The sequence below is a fragment of the Anabaena sp. UHCC 0204 genome, assembly GCF_009711975.1.
Classification (GTDB): domain Bacteria; phylum Cyanobacteriota; class Cyanobacteriia; order Cyanobacteriales; family Nostocaceae; genus Dolichospermum.
In genome coordinates, this window is sequence record NZ_VIKW01000001.1 from 327,910 (window position 1) to 344,565 (window position 16,656).

Here is a 16,656-nt window from a genome sequence, read left to right on the forward strand (position 1 = left end):
TTCGTGACTTGTGCGTAAGTCCTATTACATAAACTAAGTTTGAATTTTAAAGAATAATTAAGCCAATCCCTAATCCCTATGACTCAAAAAATTCTCATTGTTGATGATGAACCTAATATCTTAATTTTGATGGAACAAGCTCTAGAAGCATTAGAAGATGAAGGAGTTGAACTCCTAACTGCCAGAAATGGAGAAGAGGCTCTCGAAACTATTAAAACTGAAAAACCAAACCTGGTCTTTCTCGATGTCATGATGCCTAAAATGAGTGGTTTGCAAGTATGTCACATTGTGAAACATGACTTACAAATGACTGACATCTACATTATAATATTGACAGCTAAGGGACAGGAATTTGATAAACAAAAAGGAATTGAGGTTGGTGCAGACCTATACCTCACTAAACCCTTTCGTCCCAAAGAGGTACTTGAAAAATCAAGGCAGGTGTTGGGATTTTAATGACAAACTAAATGGAATGTACTTGAGGAAAACTGCTCAATGTTTCATCCTATTGATATCAGTAACATAATTAAATGTTGCCAAAACAATGTAGTTGGCAAAATGTTACCTGATGCTTTTTACATTCATATTTTAGCGTTACATACTCTTGACCCTTGGCTTCAGGAATATGAAAGCCGCGCTCGTATTGCTGTACCTCAAGCACAGGCGGCAACTTTAGTTAAATTTAGCACTAATAAACCGAAAATTTCCTATTTATTTTATCCTGATTTTGATACTGATCCTCATCCAGCTTTACAAACTAGTATTCAGGTTGATGTAGAAACTTTAGAAGTTGGTTATCGAGATTACAGTGACTCAGAAAATCCGCCTATTTTACACCGCAAAGAAACTTTTGTTTCCTCAGAATATCCCTTTTATGAAGAGTTTGCAGCTTTAACTCGCGCTCAAGTAGCGTTAGGTTTACTCAATCATACTAGAGGGATTGGTACTAAGTTGGGCTGGGAACAACGGCTACAAGTTTATGGTGTGGAAGTTCAAGGACATCGCTTAATTCAACGGGAAAAAACTACTATAGCTACAACTATAGTTCCCAAAATAGACCGTCACAAAGCGGCAATTATTCGCCCTGATTTGTCCCGTCCTGTGCGTTTAGCCCTAGAATCTAGCTTATTTAGCCCAGAAACTACCTTTTTTGATTATGGTTGCGGACATGGTGGAGATGTCACCCGCATTGCTGAACAGGGTTATACAAGTTGTGGCTGGGACCCTTATTACTCACCAGATACACCCAGGATAGCTGCGGATATTGTGAATATTGGTTTTGTGATTAATGTCATTGAACACCAAAACGAGCGCCGGGAAGCCTTAATAGAAGCTTGGAATCTCACTCAAAAGGTGTTGCTAGTAGCCGCCCAAGTATTAATAGCTGATATTAAGCGTGGTGTAATTGCTTACGGTGATGGGGTAATTACTAATCGTAACACATTTCAGAAATATTATGAACAAGAAGAATTAAAAATTTACATTGACCAAGTATTAGGAGTTGATTCAATTCCTGTGGCTTTGGGGGTTTATTTTGTCTTTCGAGATGAAGCTGAAGCTGAGTTATTTCGTGCTTCTCGTTTTCGTTCCCGCGCAACTACTCCCCGAATTCGTGGTTGTGTAAAACGATTTGAGGAACATCAGGAATTATTAACTCCGTTAATGAATTTTCTGACGGAACGGGGAAGACTTCCCAGTAAGGGCGAATTATCTCAAGAAGCGGAAATTGCTGGGGAATTTGGGAGTTTACGCCGGGCTTTTAATGTCATTATACAGGCAACTGACTCGGATGAATGGCAGGCGATCGCAGATAAACGCCGTCAAGATTTGATGGTTTATTTAGCCCTGTGTAATTTTAGCCGTCGTCCTAGATTAAGACAATTAGCCCCCTCAGTTCAAGAAGACATTCTTGGTTTATATAGTAGTTATAAACAAGCTTGTTTAGATGCTGACCAAATGTTACGCAGTTTGGGAAATACAGAACTCATTATCAAACGTTGTCAAGAAAGCAAAGTAGGTAAAAAATTACCGAATTCCCTTTGTGTTCACATTTCTGCATTACAAGCAGTTGATCCTTTACTCCGTCTTTATGAAGGTTGCGCGAGTAGGACTATTGGACGGTTAGAAGCAGCAAATGTGATTAAATTTCATCTCAAAACACCCAAGATTTCTTATTTATTTTATCCTGATTTCGATATTGATCCTCACCCAATTTTATCAAAGGTGATGACAATTGATCTCCGGGATTTGCACGTTACTTATCAAGATTATGATCTGGAAGATGACCCACCAATTTTACACCAAATAGAGGCTTTAGTTACTCCTGATTATCCCCAATATGAGAAATTTGCTAAGTTAACTCGTCAAGAAGAAGATAGGGGACTTTTGGATAATTGGCGTAGTATTAGTCGTCTTTCTGGCTGGAAAAAATGTCTGCAAGAAAATTGTACTGTTCTCAATGGTTATAAGTTAAATTGGTGTAAAGATGCTGATCCATATAAATTAAAATTATTAAAAAATGCTGTTTACCATCGCAAAGTCGAAAGAGATAAAATTAATCAAGGTGAAGATTCAGAATTATAGAAATGGAATCAGTTTTTATCTGCGTTCAATTTCTTTAGCTAATTTTATCCAATCTGTAATTCCTTTCTTTGTGGGTATTCCTGAGTTATTAAATGTCCAAATATCTCGTTTGTGTTGCATTCCATAACTAATGTGAATTGGTTGATGGTTACTGTAAAAATATAGGGAATCGAAAGGTAGTTTTGTTTGTAAAATCCATTCTACTAATTCTGTAGTCGGTAAGTCTATGATGATAAAATCACAAGCTGCTCCTAATCTATCACAGTAATATTTACCATTTTTGTTGATTTCATAACTGATATGTTGGTCAAGATTGGGGGCTACGCGCCCATTTTTTTGACCTGTAATTGGATCTTTTTTCTCAAGATACTTTTTTAAGTCTGGTGAACAAAAACCGTAGGTAAGCCGAAATCTTTCTCTACTAAAATAATCTATGATTGGGTCAATGATAAATTTAGTTAAATCCTGTAACGCCGGAATTACTTCTTGTATATTTTGCGGATAGGGGTTGATATTTTCGGCATATTTATGATAAGTTTGTGTACAGGTGCAGAATTCTTCTAAACTAAGATATTTGCCTAATTTTAAATTGCTCATTTTCATCAATACTGAACGATAATCTAACTAGTAATTATATTGTAGCATTTGAGTAATTTTAGATGATTGGATTAATTACCAAGAGGTTAAAAAATGTGAATATATTTATAATTAAAGCTATATTTATGATTAAATTAAATCAACACTAAATTTAAACTCTATTTTCAATAATCATTTTGTCAGCAATATTTAATTATATTTGGAATTTTGAATTGTTAATTATTAAGGTCTAGAAAGGTATGAATGTTCAAGAACTCTTAGCTAGGTATGCAACAGGAGAAAGAAGCTTTAGCCGAATTGCATTACCAGGAGCAAATCTACAAGGGGTAAACCTGGGTGGTGTTGATTTTGGGAGAGCAGATTTAAGAGGAGCAAATCTGACAGAAGCTTCTTTTAGCGGAGCTAACTTGAGTAAAGCTAATCTCCAAGGCGCAACTTTAGAAAGAGCGCATTTATCTGAAGTAATTCTCTGTGGTGCTGATTTAACTCACGCTACGTTGACAACTGCTCACTTAAATGAATCAGACCTCAGCGGCGCATTGTTAAGTGGTGCTAACTTATGTGATGCTAATTTACACATGGCCTCAATTTCCTCCGCAAACTTACAGGGTGCAAATCTGAGTGGGGCGAAAATGGGAGGAGTGCGAATGTGGAAAGCTGATTTACAAGGTGCAGACTTGAGTGGTGCTGATTTAAGTGAGGCTAATTTGTGTGAAGTGAATTTAACCGGAGCTAATTTAGATGATACAGATATGAGTGAGACCTTTCTTACAGGCGCTATTATGCCTGATGGTAGTATTCATAGTTAGGGACTGCCAACTAAAAAAAATATCCAATTGTGTAGAAGGCAAGTAAAATTGGTTGACACTCTCAGGGCTGAAGCCACTGAGTTTTACGCTTACCGGCTGTTCGTATAATTTAAAGTTTGAACTGCTAAATAGTCAGAATATACACATTTTTAGTTAATGTAAGTAGGTGAACAGAAAAATCTAAAGGTATGTGAAGCAAAGCAAGCTGAAACTCTTTCCTCCTGCTCTCTGCTCCCCTAGCTTATCTCAACAACAATTTTTAACGCTCACCTACTTATCCTCTCACTATACTTGAGCAGGTTCTTTTGCTTTTTCCAACCACCGACTGTAATCCTCTTCGTTTCCTCCAAAAGATTCAACTGATACTTGTCTCTCTGGCATTGGTTGAAGTGGAGAATTTATAGGTGAATATTTGCAGTAACAAATTACAATCATATCAAAACCTATACCAACTGGAATATCAGGAGTGTAGGTTTCTACGTTGGTCACTTCCCAATCGCTGAGGCGATAATGGGTTTTAGCTTCTGGATGGTGTGCATCAGCGAACTGATCAACACGGATAAACTCTGGTGGACGATATCCACGTTCTGGCAATGGTTCATCTGAACAATCATAATGTTCAGCTAAAGTTTTTGTTAAAGAACCTGTGTGAGCATATTTTCTTTCTTGCCAACCGGGTTGACGCTTTTCAGCCCGAAAAACAATCCACTTACGCATTATTATTACTCCTTACCAGTATCAGTGTCATAATAGGACTGTGGAAATTCTGTTTTACCATCAAATACACAATCCACAGGTAAAATATCATTGCCCGTTTTCTCTATATCAACCAGTTTCCAACCGTATTTCTCAGACATTTCTATGGCTAACGCCACACTTCGTTATCACAACAGTCTTCGTCGGCTGCTGCATGACGAGATTTATTATTTTTCTCGTCCGTCGTACCTTGATTTTGGCATATCTTTCTCAATGTTATTAAAGGTGTTGCATAATGGAAGTATGAATTAAGCTCACGCAAAGACGCAAAGGTAAGAGTTTTAAAAGTTAAAGTCAGAGAATTCATACCTGAATTCAGCAATGCCGCTTAATTGGCGCGATCGCTTTTGTACTTGTTTTCCAGACAAATTTCCTCTATTGACACTATGGTAGTACCACTCTAGGATTATATCAACTCATATTAGTTCTATAGTAGATGTATATTCAAGGAAAGTAGAACGGTAAAGTGATAAAGCAGCGTTAGTTATGACAGTGACAACTGATAAAACCAGAGTATCAACATACATAGAGCAAAAACTTAAAGATGATGCTGAGAAAGTAGCCAAGAACCAAGGCAGATCCTTGAGTAATTATATAGAACAGTTAATTAAACAAGATGTAGCTAGGGCAAAACGGGAAGGTGAAATAACGGATTAAGTCTTTATAATAATCACAATGGCAGGTATTTTACCTGCCATGAACCAATCAATTATTTAGTTTTTGCTTGGCTTTTTGCCTGTTCTAAAGCTATCTCTTTCATTGCTTGATAGGAATTGACATTTGAACTACCTTCAATAGCCTTAACAGCCAAATCCTGAACTTGTTTAAGGGCAGATTCTAATTGTCTGGAAAGATTTTCTAGTCGTGTTTGTTGATTAGTTATTGTTTGTTCTAAAGACTGTAATCTTTGCTCGTAAAAACGTTTTTGTCCTTCTACTTCCTTCGCATACAAATCTGATTTTACCTTAGCTTGGTAAGTAGCAATACCTTTACCTTCTTCTGTCGCTTTTTTAAGAGCAGTTTCTTTATCTTTAGGGAACGCTTCTACTTTAGCTTTCAATTCTGCAAATTCTTTTTCTCTGTCAGCAATTGTTTTCTCTTTTTCAGCCCATTCTTTTTCTGTTGCTTGTTTCTGTTCTTCCAATTGGTTATTTAATAACTTTCGTTCCTGCTCATATTCATCAATTGTTAACTTGCGTTGCAGTTCTAAATCATATTTATATTCTGCTATATCTCGTTGTCGAGTCCGGTTGAGATTTTCATTGCGTTCTTTAACAGTTAGTTGATGTTCTTCCTGTGCTTTTTTCCAGTTATTATTTAGTTCTAAAATTTCCTGAGCTAAAATTTCATAACGTTGACTGTACTCCTCCTGATACGCTTTTTCGTTATCTTCATAAGATTGAATCAAAGTATCTAAAATATCTTCAGAAACTTCTAAGTTATGTAATTGAGCTAATTGGGAAACTTCTTCTTCGACAACTTGCTGAATTTCTGCTAATTTAGTAGCTTTTGTCGTTAGTTGTTCGGATAATTCATTAGCAGCACTACCAAACCCTAGCTGAATATTAGCTAGACTTTGAATTGTATTATTCATCTTTTGTTGAATAGTAGTAGTTTGAGTCATAGCTATTTTAGGTTCTGGTGTAGTCTGTTCTTTAGGTGCAGCAGGTTTTTCTTTTGGTTTCTGTTCTAGTTGGTTTTTTAGTGCAGATTGCTCTTTGACTAATTCTTCATAAGCTTGGAGAATTTCGGCTTTTGTATTTTTATCAGTTGGTTTTTTTGCTGGCATTATTCACCTCTAAAATCTGGAAATTTTCAAGTTTCTATTTATTATTTGTAGAACTGTCAAAAGCTCTCATGGCTAAATCTTGAGCTTGTTTAAGCGCAGTTTGTAGTTGAGCAGCAATCCCTTCAACTTGTTCAGTTTGTTTGCTAATTGTTTCTTCTAGAGAGTTAATTTTTAGTTCATAACTCTGTTTTGTGGATTCCCATTCTTTTTCAAATAAATCGGATTCGACTTTAGCTTTTTGGCTAGTTTCCTTGATAGCATCTTCTCTAGATTTCTTAACTGCCTCTTCCAATTCTGTAGGAAATTTAGCAGCTTGTTGTTGATATTCCGTAAACAATTTTTGATTATCTGTGAGTATTTTCTCTCTTTCTGTCCAGTCTTTTTCTTTTTGTTGAATAGTGTCGGCTATTTCTCTTTCTAAATTGCGTTTTTTGCCTTCATAAGCATCTGTTGTGAGTTTACGAGTAGTTGCTAATTTATATTCATATTCTTCTGCTTCTTGTTGCCGCTCTTTTGCTAATAACTCATTATAAGTTTGCAATTTGTCGGTAAATTCTATCTGTTCTTTTTGCCATTCTTTTCTTTTTGCGGCTGCTTCTTTTTCTATAACTTCTTTTTGATTAGCTGTATCCTGTTCTAGGAGCTTTAATTTTTCCTGATGTTCTTGAGTAAAAATATCTAAAGTATCAGCGACAATTCTAATTTGTCTGAGTTCTTGTAAGCGTTGTGTTTCAATTTCAATAGATTGATTCAGTTCATCTAGTTTAGTATTTTCTTGTGCTAATTTTTCTGCCAGTGCATTGACAATGCTGCCAAATTCTAATTGTAAATCAGCTAAACCTTTAACAATAGTATCAATGGTATAGGTAGAAGCTGCTGCTAAAATTTCCTGGTTTTTTACCTTTTCAGCTTCTTCTTGTTTAGTAGCTATTTTTGTATCTAGTTTTTTCCTTTCTGTCCGAATTTGTTGAAAGGATTGTACCAGTTGTTGTTTGCTATCTTTAATTACACCCGTTGTCATATTTCCACTTCCTTAAATTAGCTAATTCTTCCTTGTTACCTTGTATTGGTACTTTTGTACTAAGAGTGTAATTTATAAATCTGCGGTTGTCAAGATAATTCTGGAGACTACTGATATATAACTTTACAATCAAACCAAATAGAAAGAAAATCAAAATAAATCTATGGTTGGTATGATTTATAATATACTAGGTTTTGTTATACACTTGCCAAATTAATGTATACCAGTGAATTGGCTAAATATTCCGTGAGAGCAGACATTGGACAAACAAGTCGAATTCTCATAGTCGAAGACGAAGAACTGATTCGGGAAATGCTAGTTGTCGCGTTGGCAGAAGAAGGCTATGACGTAATTACGGCTGATGATGGGCGAGCGGCGATAGAATATCTAAAAAGTTATGAACAGAATTCAGAAGATTTTTGTTTAGACTTGGTGATATTGGATTTGATGTTGCCTCAAATCAATGGTCTAGATATCTGTCGGCTATTGCGTCATCAAGGAAACTCAGTACCAATTTTAATGCTCAGTGCTAAAGGTAGCGAAACTGACAGAGTGCTGGGTTTAGAAGTGGGGGCGGATGATTACTTGACTAAACCCTTTAGTATGCGGGAATTAGTGGCACGGTGTCGAGCTTTACTGCGTCGCCAACGTTTAAGTACATTGCCACAAGTCCCTGTTCTCAAGCACAAAGATATAACTTTAAATGCTCAAGAGTGTCGGGTAATAGTCCGTGGAGAAGAGGTAAACTTGTCTCCTAAAGAGTTCCGGCTGTTGGAACTGTTTATGAGTTATACCCGTCGCGTATGGTCACGGGAGCAATTATTAGATCAGATATGGGGTCCAGATTTTGTTGGGGATAGCAAAACGGTGGATGTTCATATCCGTTGGTTACGGGAAAAGTTGGAACAAGATCCCAGTCATCCAGAATATGTTGTAACTGTAAGAGGTTTTGGTTATAGATTTGGTTGATGCACCCTTTCTTCTTTAACACCTTGTTGAGGGAGGGGGTGTTGCAGCAATTTTGATAATTGTTGAAGATAGTTGTTAGTTTTGAGTAATCACACAGCAACTAGGGATTTCAATGTTTTTACTGGGGTTTTTTCTAGGTTTATTTGTCGGCCTTTGTGTTTGGGTTTGGCAACAAGTTAATCTCAACCGCTATTTAGAGGGATTACTGCAACCGTTAAGTTCTCATTCCCATAAAATTACCAATATTAAACTTCTGCTGAGACCTCGTGTACGGCAGGAAATATCTATGGTGAATAGACAGCGAGAAGATTTGCAGCGGTCATTATCTATGTATAGAGAATTACTAGATTTTGCACCGCTGGGATATTTGCAAGTAGATGAGGAAAATCAACTGTTGTGGTGTAATCAGCAAGCGCGGGAAATTTTATATCTCCAAAGATGGCAACCGGGACAGGTGCGTTTGTTGCTAGAGTTAGTCAGGTCTTATGAATTGGATCAGTTGATTGAACAAACTCGTGATTGGCAAAAGCCCCAAGTCCAGGAATGGGTTTTTCACCCTTCTTGTGAGGATGCTAAGGTGATGACAGAATTAAAGTCCATGTTTTTGCGGGCTTCTAGTTTACCTTTACCGACAGGACAAGTGGGGGTATTTTTGGAAAATTGCCAGCCTTTGCTAGATATGAAGCAAGAACGCGATCGCTCTTTTTCTGATTTAGCCCATGAACTCAGAACACCTCTGACGGCGATTCGACTAGTCGCGGAAACTCTGCAAACCCGTTTAGAAGCACCCTTAGATCGTTGGGTTAATAGGCTGGTTCAAGAAGTTGACCGGCTGATTAATTTGGTACAAAGCTGGTTGGAACTGACGCAGATGGAAAATAACCCCACTATGCAGTTAAATTTAGAAATGGTGGAAATGCGATCGCTCATCACATCAGCATGGGAAACACTAGAACCAATTGCCCAACGTCTATCTTTAAAAATCGCCTATTCTGGTCTAGAAAGCATTTATATTCAAGCAGATAAGTCTCGCATCTATCAGGTATTTGTCAACTTGCTAGATAATAGCATTAAATATAGCCCCCCTGGTACTACTATTCATATTGACACTAAAATAATTTCTACTAATAACGGCCAAATGTTGGAAATAAATATCATTGACTCCGGTGTAGGCTTTGCTATTGCAGATTTGCCCCATGTGTTTGAACGATTTTATCGAGGGGATAAAGCCCGTCATCGTTCACCAGTCAATGAAGTAAATTCGACAACAGGAATCGTCGGTAGTGGCTTAGGTTTGGCCATTGTTCAGCAAATAGTGATCGCTCACGGTGGTTTAATCAAGGCTATGAATCATCCAGAAACCGGCGGTGCTTGGCTACAAATTCACTTTTTGCAAACCATGACAAACTCACCTAGACAAGACTATAGTTAAAAAAATATATACACTTTTGATATGACCAGTGTAAAAGCTGTATTTGATACTCAAAACAATAAAACACCACAAATAAAACGCTCTATTATGCGTTTGCAAAGGGATTTATTCCGCATGGGTGCTTTAGTAGAACAATCATTTCGTCTTAGTCACCAAGCCTTATTTGCCCGTGACTTAATAGCCGCTCAACAAATACCCCGATTAGATAAAAAAATTGACCGCTTTTATAGACAAATAGAATCGGACTGCACCACCATTATTATGCGCCAAACACCGACTGAGCAGGACTTGCGGTGCTTGAGTGCTTTCATGCAATTAGTTCGTGATTTAGAACGAATTGGGGATTATGCTAAGGATTTGGCAGAAATTGCCATTAAAATTTTCCCTTATCCACCCCATAGTTCTCTACCAGAGATTGCCATTATGTCTCAACACGCCCAAGCAATGTTAGCAACTTGCTTAGTTGCTTTAGCAGAATTGGACGAAACAAGTGGCAAACGAATGAAACATTTAGATGATGCTGTTGACAATGCTTATGATTATCTTTATCAAAGTTTTGCTCACCAACGAGATGTACCCGGAGTGATTGAGCCAATTTTACTGTTAACCCTAGCAATTCGTTGTTTAGAACGAATGGCAGATCATGCTACAAATATTGCTCAACGAGTTACGTATATAGTAACTGGTCAACGTTCATAAGAACATTGACTTATATAGCAATAGTATTTGAAATTTGAAAAAATCTAACTATTTGTAGGGTGCGTTACGCTAACACACCCTACATATTTTAATGGCTACGCTACACGAACAAAAATCAAATATTAGTCCTATATGTTACTCATCAAGATATAACTGAGGTCTCAAAACCATGCTAGTAAATATAAAACTTTGAATACAGTCATTTGCAGAAGCACTAAAACAATAACTTCATAAACAGAGGATCATCCAGCCTTTACCTATCCATAAATAATTCATAACTTTGTATAAAAATTGAATTTTTACTTGTGTTAATTGCCATTGATAATGTACAATCACCACATAACATTTATGTGTAAATCCCTGAGATTGGACTTTACCACTAGTTGTGTTTCGTTTAGGTGTGAGAGAGATTGGAATTTATGAAAAAAGCTTTCTGGAATATCCTTAAAGTCAGCCCCGTTATTGCCTCTACTTTATTGGCTGGTAACAGTTCCTTTGCTGCTGAAGTTAACGACCAAGTTACAAGTGTTGCTCAATTATCCAAAGAGTCTAATAACCTGGGTCAGGTAACATCTGTTTCTCAGTTCTCCGACGTACAACCTACAGATTGGGCGTTTCAAGCTTTGCAATCTTTAGTTGAACGCTATGGCTGTATAGCTGGTTATCCTAACGGCACTTTCCGTGGTAATCGCGCTTTGAGTCGGTATGAATTTGCCGCTGGTCTAAATGCTTGCTTAGATCGTGTTAATGAACTCATTGCTACAGCTACTGCTGACATGGTAAGCAGAGAAGACTTAGCTACCTTACAGCGTTTACAAGAAGAATTTTCTGCTGAACTAGCAACTCTGCGCGGTAGAGTAGATGCTTTAGAAGCAAGAACATCTGAATTAGAAGCTAATCAGTTTTCTACTACTACTAAACTCAAAGGAGAAGCTCTTTTCACCCTATCTCAACCTTTTGGAGATGAAAACGTTAGTGGTGGTGATTTAGAATCTAATACTACCTTTGGTAATCGTGTCCGTTTAAGCTTAGAAAGCAGCTTCACCGGTAAAGATAAGTTGCAAACACGGTTAAATGCAGGTAATATATTTTCTAACCGTGGAGTTACAGAAACAAACATGACTCGGTTAGGTCATGACACTGATGGTACTAATAATGTAACTGTTGACAAAGTTAATTACGCTTTCAACTTGAGTGATAGAATCAACGTCAAGATTGATGCTGTTGGTGCTGAGTTGAATGAAAACGTAGAAGTTTTCAACCCTGACTTTAAAAGTAGTGGTTCAGGTGCTTTATCTCGCTACGGACGTTTCAGCCCTATCTATCGTCTCGCTAATGATGGTGCTGGTATTACGGTTAACGTTAAGCCCAGTCAAGCTTTTACCCTAAGTGCAGCTTATTTTGCTCGTAACAGAAATAGTGCTGCTAATCCTATTGCCGAAAGAGGACTATTCGATGGCGATAATACCTTCTTTGGTCAAATAGCTCTCAAGCCTAACAAAGCTTTCGGAGTTGGTTTAACCTATGCCCGTTCCTATCAAGCTACTCCTAGCTTATTTGGTAGCACAGGTAGTAGTAGAGCTAATAATCCTTTGGCTGGTAGAACTGAATCAGATAACTATGGTTTAGAAGTTAGTTTCCAACCTAGTTCTAAGATTACATTAGGTGGTTGGGCTGGTTATACAAATGCTAGTTTGGCAAGTGGTTCTGGAGATGCAGATGTTTGGCATTGGGCGACTACTTTAGCCGTGAAAGATTTTGGTAAAGAAGGTAATACTTTAGGTTTAATCTTCGGTCAACCACCTAAAGTTACCAGTGCTAGTGGTGCATTTACCAAAGATGCAAACACTTCTTATCATTTAGAAGGTTTGTACAAGATGAAGATTTCTGACAATATTCTCATCACTCCTGGTTTGTTAGTGATTTTCAATCCTGAACATGATGATACTAACAAAACTACTTATGTCGGTACTGTGCGGACTACCTTCAGCTTCTAGAATCAACTGAAGTTCACGTAGCTAGTTTTTAGTATTAGGGGTTTAGCAATGCTAAACCCCTAAATTTTTTAACTCTATTTTTGCTCAGATAAATCTGTTGGTGGTCTATCATTACTCCAAGCCCACCAGACAAAATCGCAATGACAATGATAGAATTCTTGCCACTTACGACGACGATCTGGGGTAGTTACAGGCGATCGCCTATTTAACCACACATTGATAGCTTCTCGACTACTAGCGTGGCATTTAGGACAATGAAATTGATATGCGTGTACTGCCTGATTTGTCCATTCTGGCGGATTCGGATCAAAAGCGTCCATGTCAATATAAAGTGTAATTTTAGTAATCAATGAATATACATAATATTATGACTAATAATGGATGCTATGGAGCCAAATATTGAAATTCGTCGGTTGTTAGATGTAATGCCTGCTTCTGGGCGAATGATGACTAAAATCGTCAGTAAACCCGAACAAAAGCGGGTGATAGATGCTGATTTTCCCCTGCCTTTTAGTCAAGAAAGACCGATATATATTAATTTTGATTTGTGGCGACGGTTGACAAAGCCTCAACGGGATTTACTACTGTTACAGATGGTTTGCTGGTTAACAGGTGTAAAATGGTTGCAACCTCATATTTATCAAGGTGTGATCTTGGTAGGGTTTGCAGGGGGAATAGTGGAAGCAGTCCAGGCTGATATAGTAGGTGTGGTAATAGCCGGGGGATTAACTGCTTTAGCGGCTATGAGAATTTGGCGAATAAATAAATCCCAGGAATCAGAATTAAATGCTGATACAACGGCTATTAAAATCGCCCAAAGACGGGGTTATTCAGAAACCGAAGCCGCCCAACAGTTATTAACAGCAATTGAGACAGTAGGGAAAATAGAAGGGCGTTCTGGTTTAAATTTTAGTGAATTAATTCGTTGTCAAAATTTGAAAGCGATCGCAGGTTTGTCAACAGTGTCACTAAAAAGCCTATAGAATAAGTTTTTTGACTTTTGACTTCCGCCCTGCGGTGCTAAATGCAATCTTTATCACCAGCCTTATATCCCGCCACTGATTCGGAGTACCAAATTCAGTGGGGGACTTACGGCGAATAGTTAAAAATCCAAACTCGGCCAGTCTGGTTGACGATAATAATGGGTCATCTTGTCAAATTTTCGCAGTTCCACCTTTTTAATGAGAAAATCTGGCATATTTAACAGCAATGATTGATTAAACTCAGAAAATATGGTGCTGAGGTTAACTCGGTCTAATTCTGGGGGAATTTCACCGAAATATCCTAATGTCACATGGGCTGTAAAATGATAATGTTGCTCAATACCCAAACCCATTAATGTGCGATTTTGATAAATGATCCTGCGGAATTGAATAATTTCCTCGTAGGAACGTTTATCTTTTGGTACTAAACATACGCCTACCGCCCTGGGCATGACAATTAATCCCAACATTTGCCAAGATATGGGATCAGATTCCTTTGTCATCAATTGCTGATATTGTTGAAATCTCTCACTTAATTGAAAGTTCAAGTCTTCAGCAAATTGGGGATTTTTTTCACAAGCATGAAGAAAAGCACTATCCCAAATTAAATCTGCCACCGTCACATGAAAACTAGCAGGAGGAACAGGTACAATCAAATCACTACAAATGGGTAGCTCTAAGAGTTGCTGTTGATAGGCTTCTATTTGGCTGTAAAAAGCAGCGTTATTTGGATCTTCTTCTGCTGGTGGGGTAATCAGCGTATAGCCCGGAAAAGGTGCAGCTTCTCTGACTCCAGCATGAAACCGGAATTTGGAAGATTCCTGAATATGCTGAATTTGGGTTTTGTAAGCTTCTGGTAGCGTCATGCGTGCTACCCGATTTAAATAGGTTTGGTAGTTGTCGTCCAATCTTTATCACCTTGCGCTCTCTTGATAGATTGTAGGGAAATTTACTCGATTTGACGAAATTAATTTTAAATTTTGAGTTGCTATGCCAATCTATGTTTATTGGGGTGAAGATGATTTTGCTATGGAAAAAACCGTAGTAATTTTGCGCGATCGCATACTTGATCCCCTATGGACAAGTTTTAATTACACCTCATTTCCCCCAGATCAAGCCGATGCTATTGTCCAGGCTTTAAACCAGGCTATGACACCTCCATTTGGGGCTGGTGGGCGGTTGGTGTGGCTCATTAACACCAATGTTTGCCAAAATTGTCCAGATCAAGTCTTAGCAGAATTACAACGCACTCTCAAGGTGATTCCCGCAGATTCAACTTTACTATTAACCAGTCGCAATAAACCCGATGAACGCCTCAAAAGTACAAAACTCCTCAAACAGTACGCTACATTCTGCGAATTTCCCCTCATTCCCCCTTGGAAAACAGAACTAATTATCAAATCAGTTCAACAAGCTGCTCAATCTGTGGGGATGACATTAACTCTCCCAATAGCAGAACTATTAGCCGAATCAGTAGGCAATGATACCCGTCTTCTCTACAATGAACTAGAAAAATTACGTCTCTATACGGAAGGTAGCGGTAAACCTTTAAATGTGAATACAGTATCTGAGTTAGTGAGGAATACAACTCAAAATACTTTACAACTAGCAACAGCCATCAGAAATGGCGATACTCCAAAAGCTTTAGGTATTTTAGGTGATCTCATCAATGCCGCTGAACCAGGTTTACGCATAGTTGCCACACTTATTGGTCAATTTCGCACCTGGTTATTGGTAAAAATGATTATGGAAAGTGGTGAACGCAATCCGCAAGCGATCGCTCAAGCTGCTGAAATAAACAATCCTAAACGCATCTACTTCCTGCAACAAGAAGTGAAATCCCTCCCCCTCCAGAAACTCATCTCTGTCTTACCTCTACTATTAGAGTTAGAAGTAAACCTCAAGCAAGGTGCATCCGAAACTTCAACACTACAAACTAAAATAATAGAACTCTGTCAAATATGTCAGCGTATTTGATCTACCCATCTATATAATAGATGGCTTGCTGATAGCGTAGCGTAAGCCACATAAACCAAAAACCTAGATAAATCAATGACAATTGACAGGTAATAGGAAAAAGAAGAGAAAAATGTTCTTCTTTCTTAACTCCTGACTCCTGGCCTTAACGAAAAGACTTTTCAGCAAACCCTATATAGATTCAACCGTGATTGGAACTTCTGATTCAGAAAATAATTCAGACCTATTATCATCTTCCCTATTTTCTTTCTGTGTCACCTATTATATGCTGGAAATTTACAGTGTTCATTTACACAAACGATTGCAAATTGTCTCTCAAACCTTGATTTTGGCAACTGTTGCCACTGCAAGCTTGATTTCTGGTACTTTTGGTTTCAATACGAAAGTAACCGCTCAAACTGCCAATATCAATAATACAGAATTAACTAACTATGCCAAAGCTGTATTAAGAATAGAGCCAGTCCGTCAACAAGCTTTTGAAGAAATTAAAAAAATTATTGGTAGCAAAGAGATCCCCCTAGTGAATTGTAATGATCCTACAAGTATCAATGAACTACCCAACAAAGCAAAAGATGTTGCTGTCAATTACTGTAAAAATTCTCAAGAAATAGTTGAGGACAAGAATAGTGGCCTCACCGTTGAAAAATTCAATAAAATCACTTTAGAAATACAAAACAACAATACTTTGAAACGACAACTTTATAATACGTTACTGCGTTTACAAAAGACATCTACCTCTAAATAAATGCAAGTATATGGAGCTAATCGTTGGTAAAATATAACAAAAAATAATTAAGAATAGCTAAACTCATGAGCAACAAGATCAACCCTGAGAAAAATGATAAATTCATCTGTTAATCTCCCATTAATCCTGGGTAAATCGTGCAGCGAAAAGCTTCAAATGGCGCAAAATCTATTTTTGTTCGGGTAGTCATCCCTGACAAATTTTCAATAGACTCCTTTTCCCATAAAGCTTTTATCCACTAGTTCCACCCCCTCAAAAACAAGATTTAAAAAACCCTTGACAGAAAAAGGAGAGGTTGA

Annotated in this window: 18 protein-coding genes; 11 read left to right on the forward strand and 7 right to left on the reverse strand. The window is 37.7% G+C overall.

The features are described 5' to 3' along the window. Positions 1-78 precede the first annotated feature (78 nt). Both FJR04_RS01465 and FJR04_RS01470 read left to right on the forward strand, forming a co-directional pair. The gene (locus tag FJR04_RS01465) at positions 79-456 is read left to right on the forward strand and encodes a response regulator transcription factor (RefSeq protein ID WP_168491097.1); all 378 of its coding nucleotides are present in this window, start codon (positions 79-81) and stop codon (positions 454-456) included. A gap of 39 nt (positions 457-495) precedes the next feature. Continuing rightward, entirely contained in the window at positions 496-2,583 is a 2,088-nt protein-coding gene (locus FJR04_RS01470; RefSeq protein ID WP_168491099.1) for a DNA phosphorothioation-associated putative methyltransferase, read from the forward strand. 15 nt (positions 2,584-2,598) lie between these two features. On the opposite strand, the gene FJR04_RS01475 is transcribed toward FJR04_RS01470, so the two are convergent. Further along, on the reverse strand, positions 2,599-3,180 hold the full coding sequence (locus FJR04_RS01475; RefSeq protein WP_168491101.1) for a hypothetical protein: 582 nt from the start codon (positions 3,178-3,180) through the stop codon (positions 2,599-2,601). A 239-nt stretch (positions 3,181-3,419) separates the two neighbouring features. Here FJR04_RS01475 and FJR04_RS01480 point away from each other — a divergent pair, with 239 nt between their 5' ends. Next, on the forward strand, positions 3,420-3,989 hold the full coding sequence (locus FJR04_RS01480) for a pentapeptide repeat-containing protein (protein ID WP_168491103.1): 570 nt from the start codon (positions 3,420-3,422) through the stop codon (positions 3,987-3,989). 285 nt (positions 3,990-4,274) lie between these two features. Here FJR04_RS01480 and FJR04_RS01485 read toward each other — a convergent pair whose 3' ends face one another. After that, complete coding sequence (locus tag FJR04_RS01485) at positions 4,275-4,706, reverse strand: hypothetical protein (protein WP_168491105.1); 432 nt, start codon at positions 4,704-4,706, stop codon at positions 4,275-4,277. Between the two features lie 5 nt (positions 4,707-4,711). Further along, entirely contained in the window at positions 4,712-4,864 is a 153-nt protein-coding gene (locus tag FJR04_RS26000) for a hypothetical protein (RefSeq protein WP_254445180.1), read from the reverse strand. A 367-nt stretch (positions 4,865-5,231) separates the two neighbouring features. On the opposite strand from FJR04_RS26000, the gene FJR04_RS01495 reads away from it, so the two are divergent. Continuing rightward, positions 5,232-5,402, forward strand: coding sequence for a hypothetical protein (locus FJR04_RS01495; RefSeq protein ID WP_168491107.1), 171 nt, complete (start codon positions 5,232-5,234; stop codon positions 5,400-5,402). 52 nt (positions 5,403-5,454) lie between these two features. On the opposite strand, the gene FJR04_RS01500 is transcribed toward FJR04_RS01495, so the two are convergent. Together FJR04_RS01500 and FJR04_RS01505 are read right to left on the reverse strand one after the other, a co-directional pair. Next, entirely contained in the window at positions 5,455-6,534 is a 1,080-nt protein-coding gene (locus FJR04_RS01500) for a hypothetical protein (RefSeq protein ID WP_168491109.1), read from the reverse strand. Positions 6,535-6,568: 34 nt separating this feature from the next. Continuing rightward, positions 6,569-7,555 carry a hypothetical protein gene (locus FJR04_RS01505; RefSeq protein WP_168491111.1) on the reverse strand — a complete coding sequence of 329 codons (987 nt, stop codon included), beginning with the start codon at positions 7,553-7,555 and terminating at the stop codon, positions 6,569-6,571. Positions 7,556-7,771: 216 nt separating this feature from the next. On the opposite strand from FJR04_RS01505, the gene FJR04_RS01510 reads away from it, so the two are divergent. The 4 genes from FJR04_RS01510 to FJR04_RS01525 all read left to right on the forward strand — a co-directional run bounded on the left by FJR04_RS01510 (position 7,772) and on the right by FJR04_RS01525 (position 12,652). Continuing rightward, positions 7,772-8,524 (forward strand): response regulator transcription factor, encoded by a 753-nt coding sequence (locus FJR04_RS01510; RefSeq protein ID WP_168491113.1) that lies wholly within the window; start codon positions 7,772-7,774, stop codon positions 8,522-8,524. A 112-nt stretch (positions 8,525-8,636) separates the two neighbouring features. Next, positions 8,637-9,956, forward strand: coding sequence for a cell wall metabolism sensor histidine kinase WalK (locus FJR04_RS01515; protein ID WP_168491114.1), 1,320 nt, complete (start codon positions 8,637-8,639; stop codon positions 9,954-9,956). A gap of 21 nt (positions 9,957-9,977) precedes the next feature. Continuing rightward, positions 9,978-10,655, forward strand: coding sequence for a phosphate signaling complex protein PhoU (phoU, locus tag FJR04_RS01520; RefSeq protein WP_168491116.1), 678 nt, complete (start codon positions 9,978-9,980; stop codon positions 10,653-10,655). 419 nt (positions 10,656-11,074) lie between these two features. Beyond that, a complete protein-coding gene (locus FJR04_RS01525) occupies positions 11,075-12,652 on the forward strand; it encodes an iron uptake porin (RefSeq protein ID WP_168491122.1) in 1,578 nt (525 codons plus the stop codon). 74 nt (positions 12,653-12,726) lie between these two features. On the opposite strand, the gene FJR04_RS01530 is transcribed toward FJR04_RS01525, so the two are convergent. Further along, positions 12,727-12,972, reverse strand: coding sequence for a hypothetical protein (locus tag FJR04_RS01530; RefSeq protein WP_168491183.1), 246 nt, complete (start codon positions 12,970-12,972; stop codon positions 12,727-12,729). A gap of 66 nt (positions 12,973-13,038) precedes the next feature. On the opposite strand from FJR04_RS01530, the gene FJR04_RS01535 reads away from it, so the two are divergent. Continuing rightward, complete coding sequence (locus tag FJR04_RS01535; protein WP_168491124.1) at positions 13,039-13,635, forward strand: DUF3318 domain-containing protein; 597 nt, start codon at positions 13,039-13,041, stop codon at positions 13,633-13,635. Between the two features lie 119 nt (positions 13,636-13,754). Here the strand turns inward: FJR04_RS01535 and FJR04_RS01540 are convergent, their stop codons facing one another. After that, a complete protein-coding gene (locus tag FJR04_RS01540; RefSeq protein ID WP_174763487.1) occupies positions 13,755-14,543 on the reverse strand; it encodes a DUF1868 domain-containing protein in 789 nt (262 codons plus the stop codon). An 82-nt stretch (positions 14,544-14,625) separates the two neighbouring features. Here FJR04_RS01540 and holA point away from each other — a divergent pair, with 82 nt between their 5' ends. Then, on the forward strand, positions 14,626-15,612 hold the full coding sequence (gene holA / locus FJR04_RS01545; protein WP_168491126.1) for a DNA polymerase III subunit delta: 987 nt from the start codon (positions 14,626-14,628) through the stop codon (positions 15,610-15,612). A gap of 187 nt (positions 15,613-15,799) precedes the next feature. Further along, positions 15,800-16,357 (forward strand): DUF4168 domain-containing protein, encoded by a 558-nt coding sequence (locus FJR04_RS01550; protein ID WP_371717153.1) that lies wholly within the window; start codon positions 15,800-15,802, stop codon positions 16,355-16,357. The last annotated feature ends 299 nt before the right edge of the window (positions 16,358-16,656 follow it).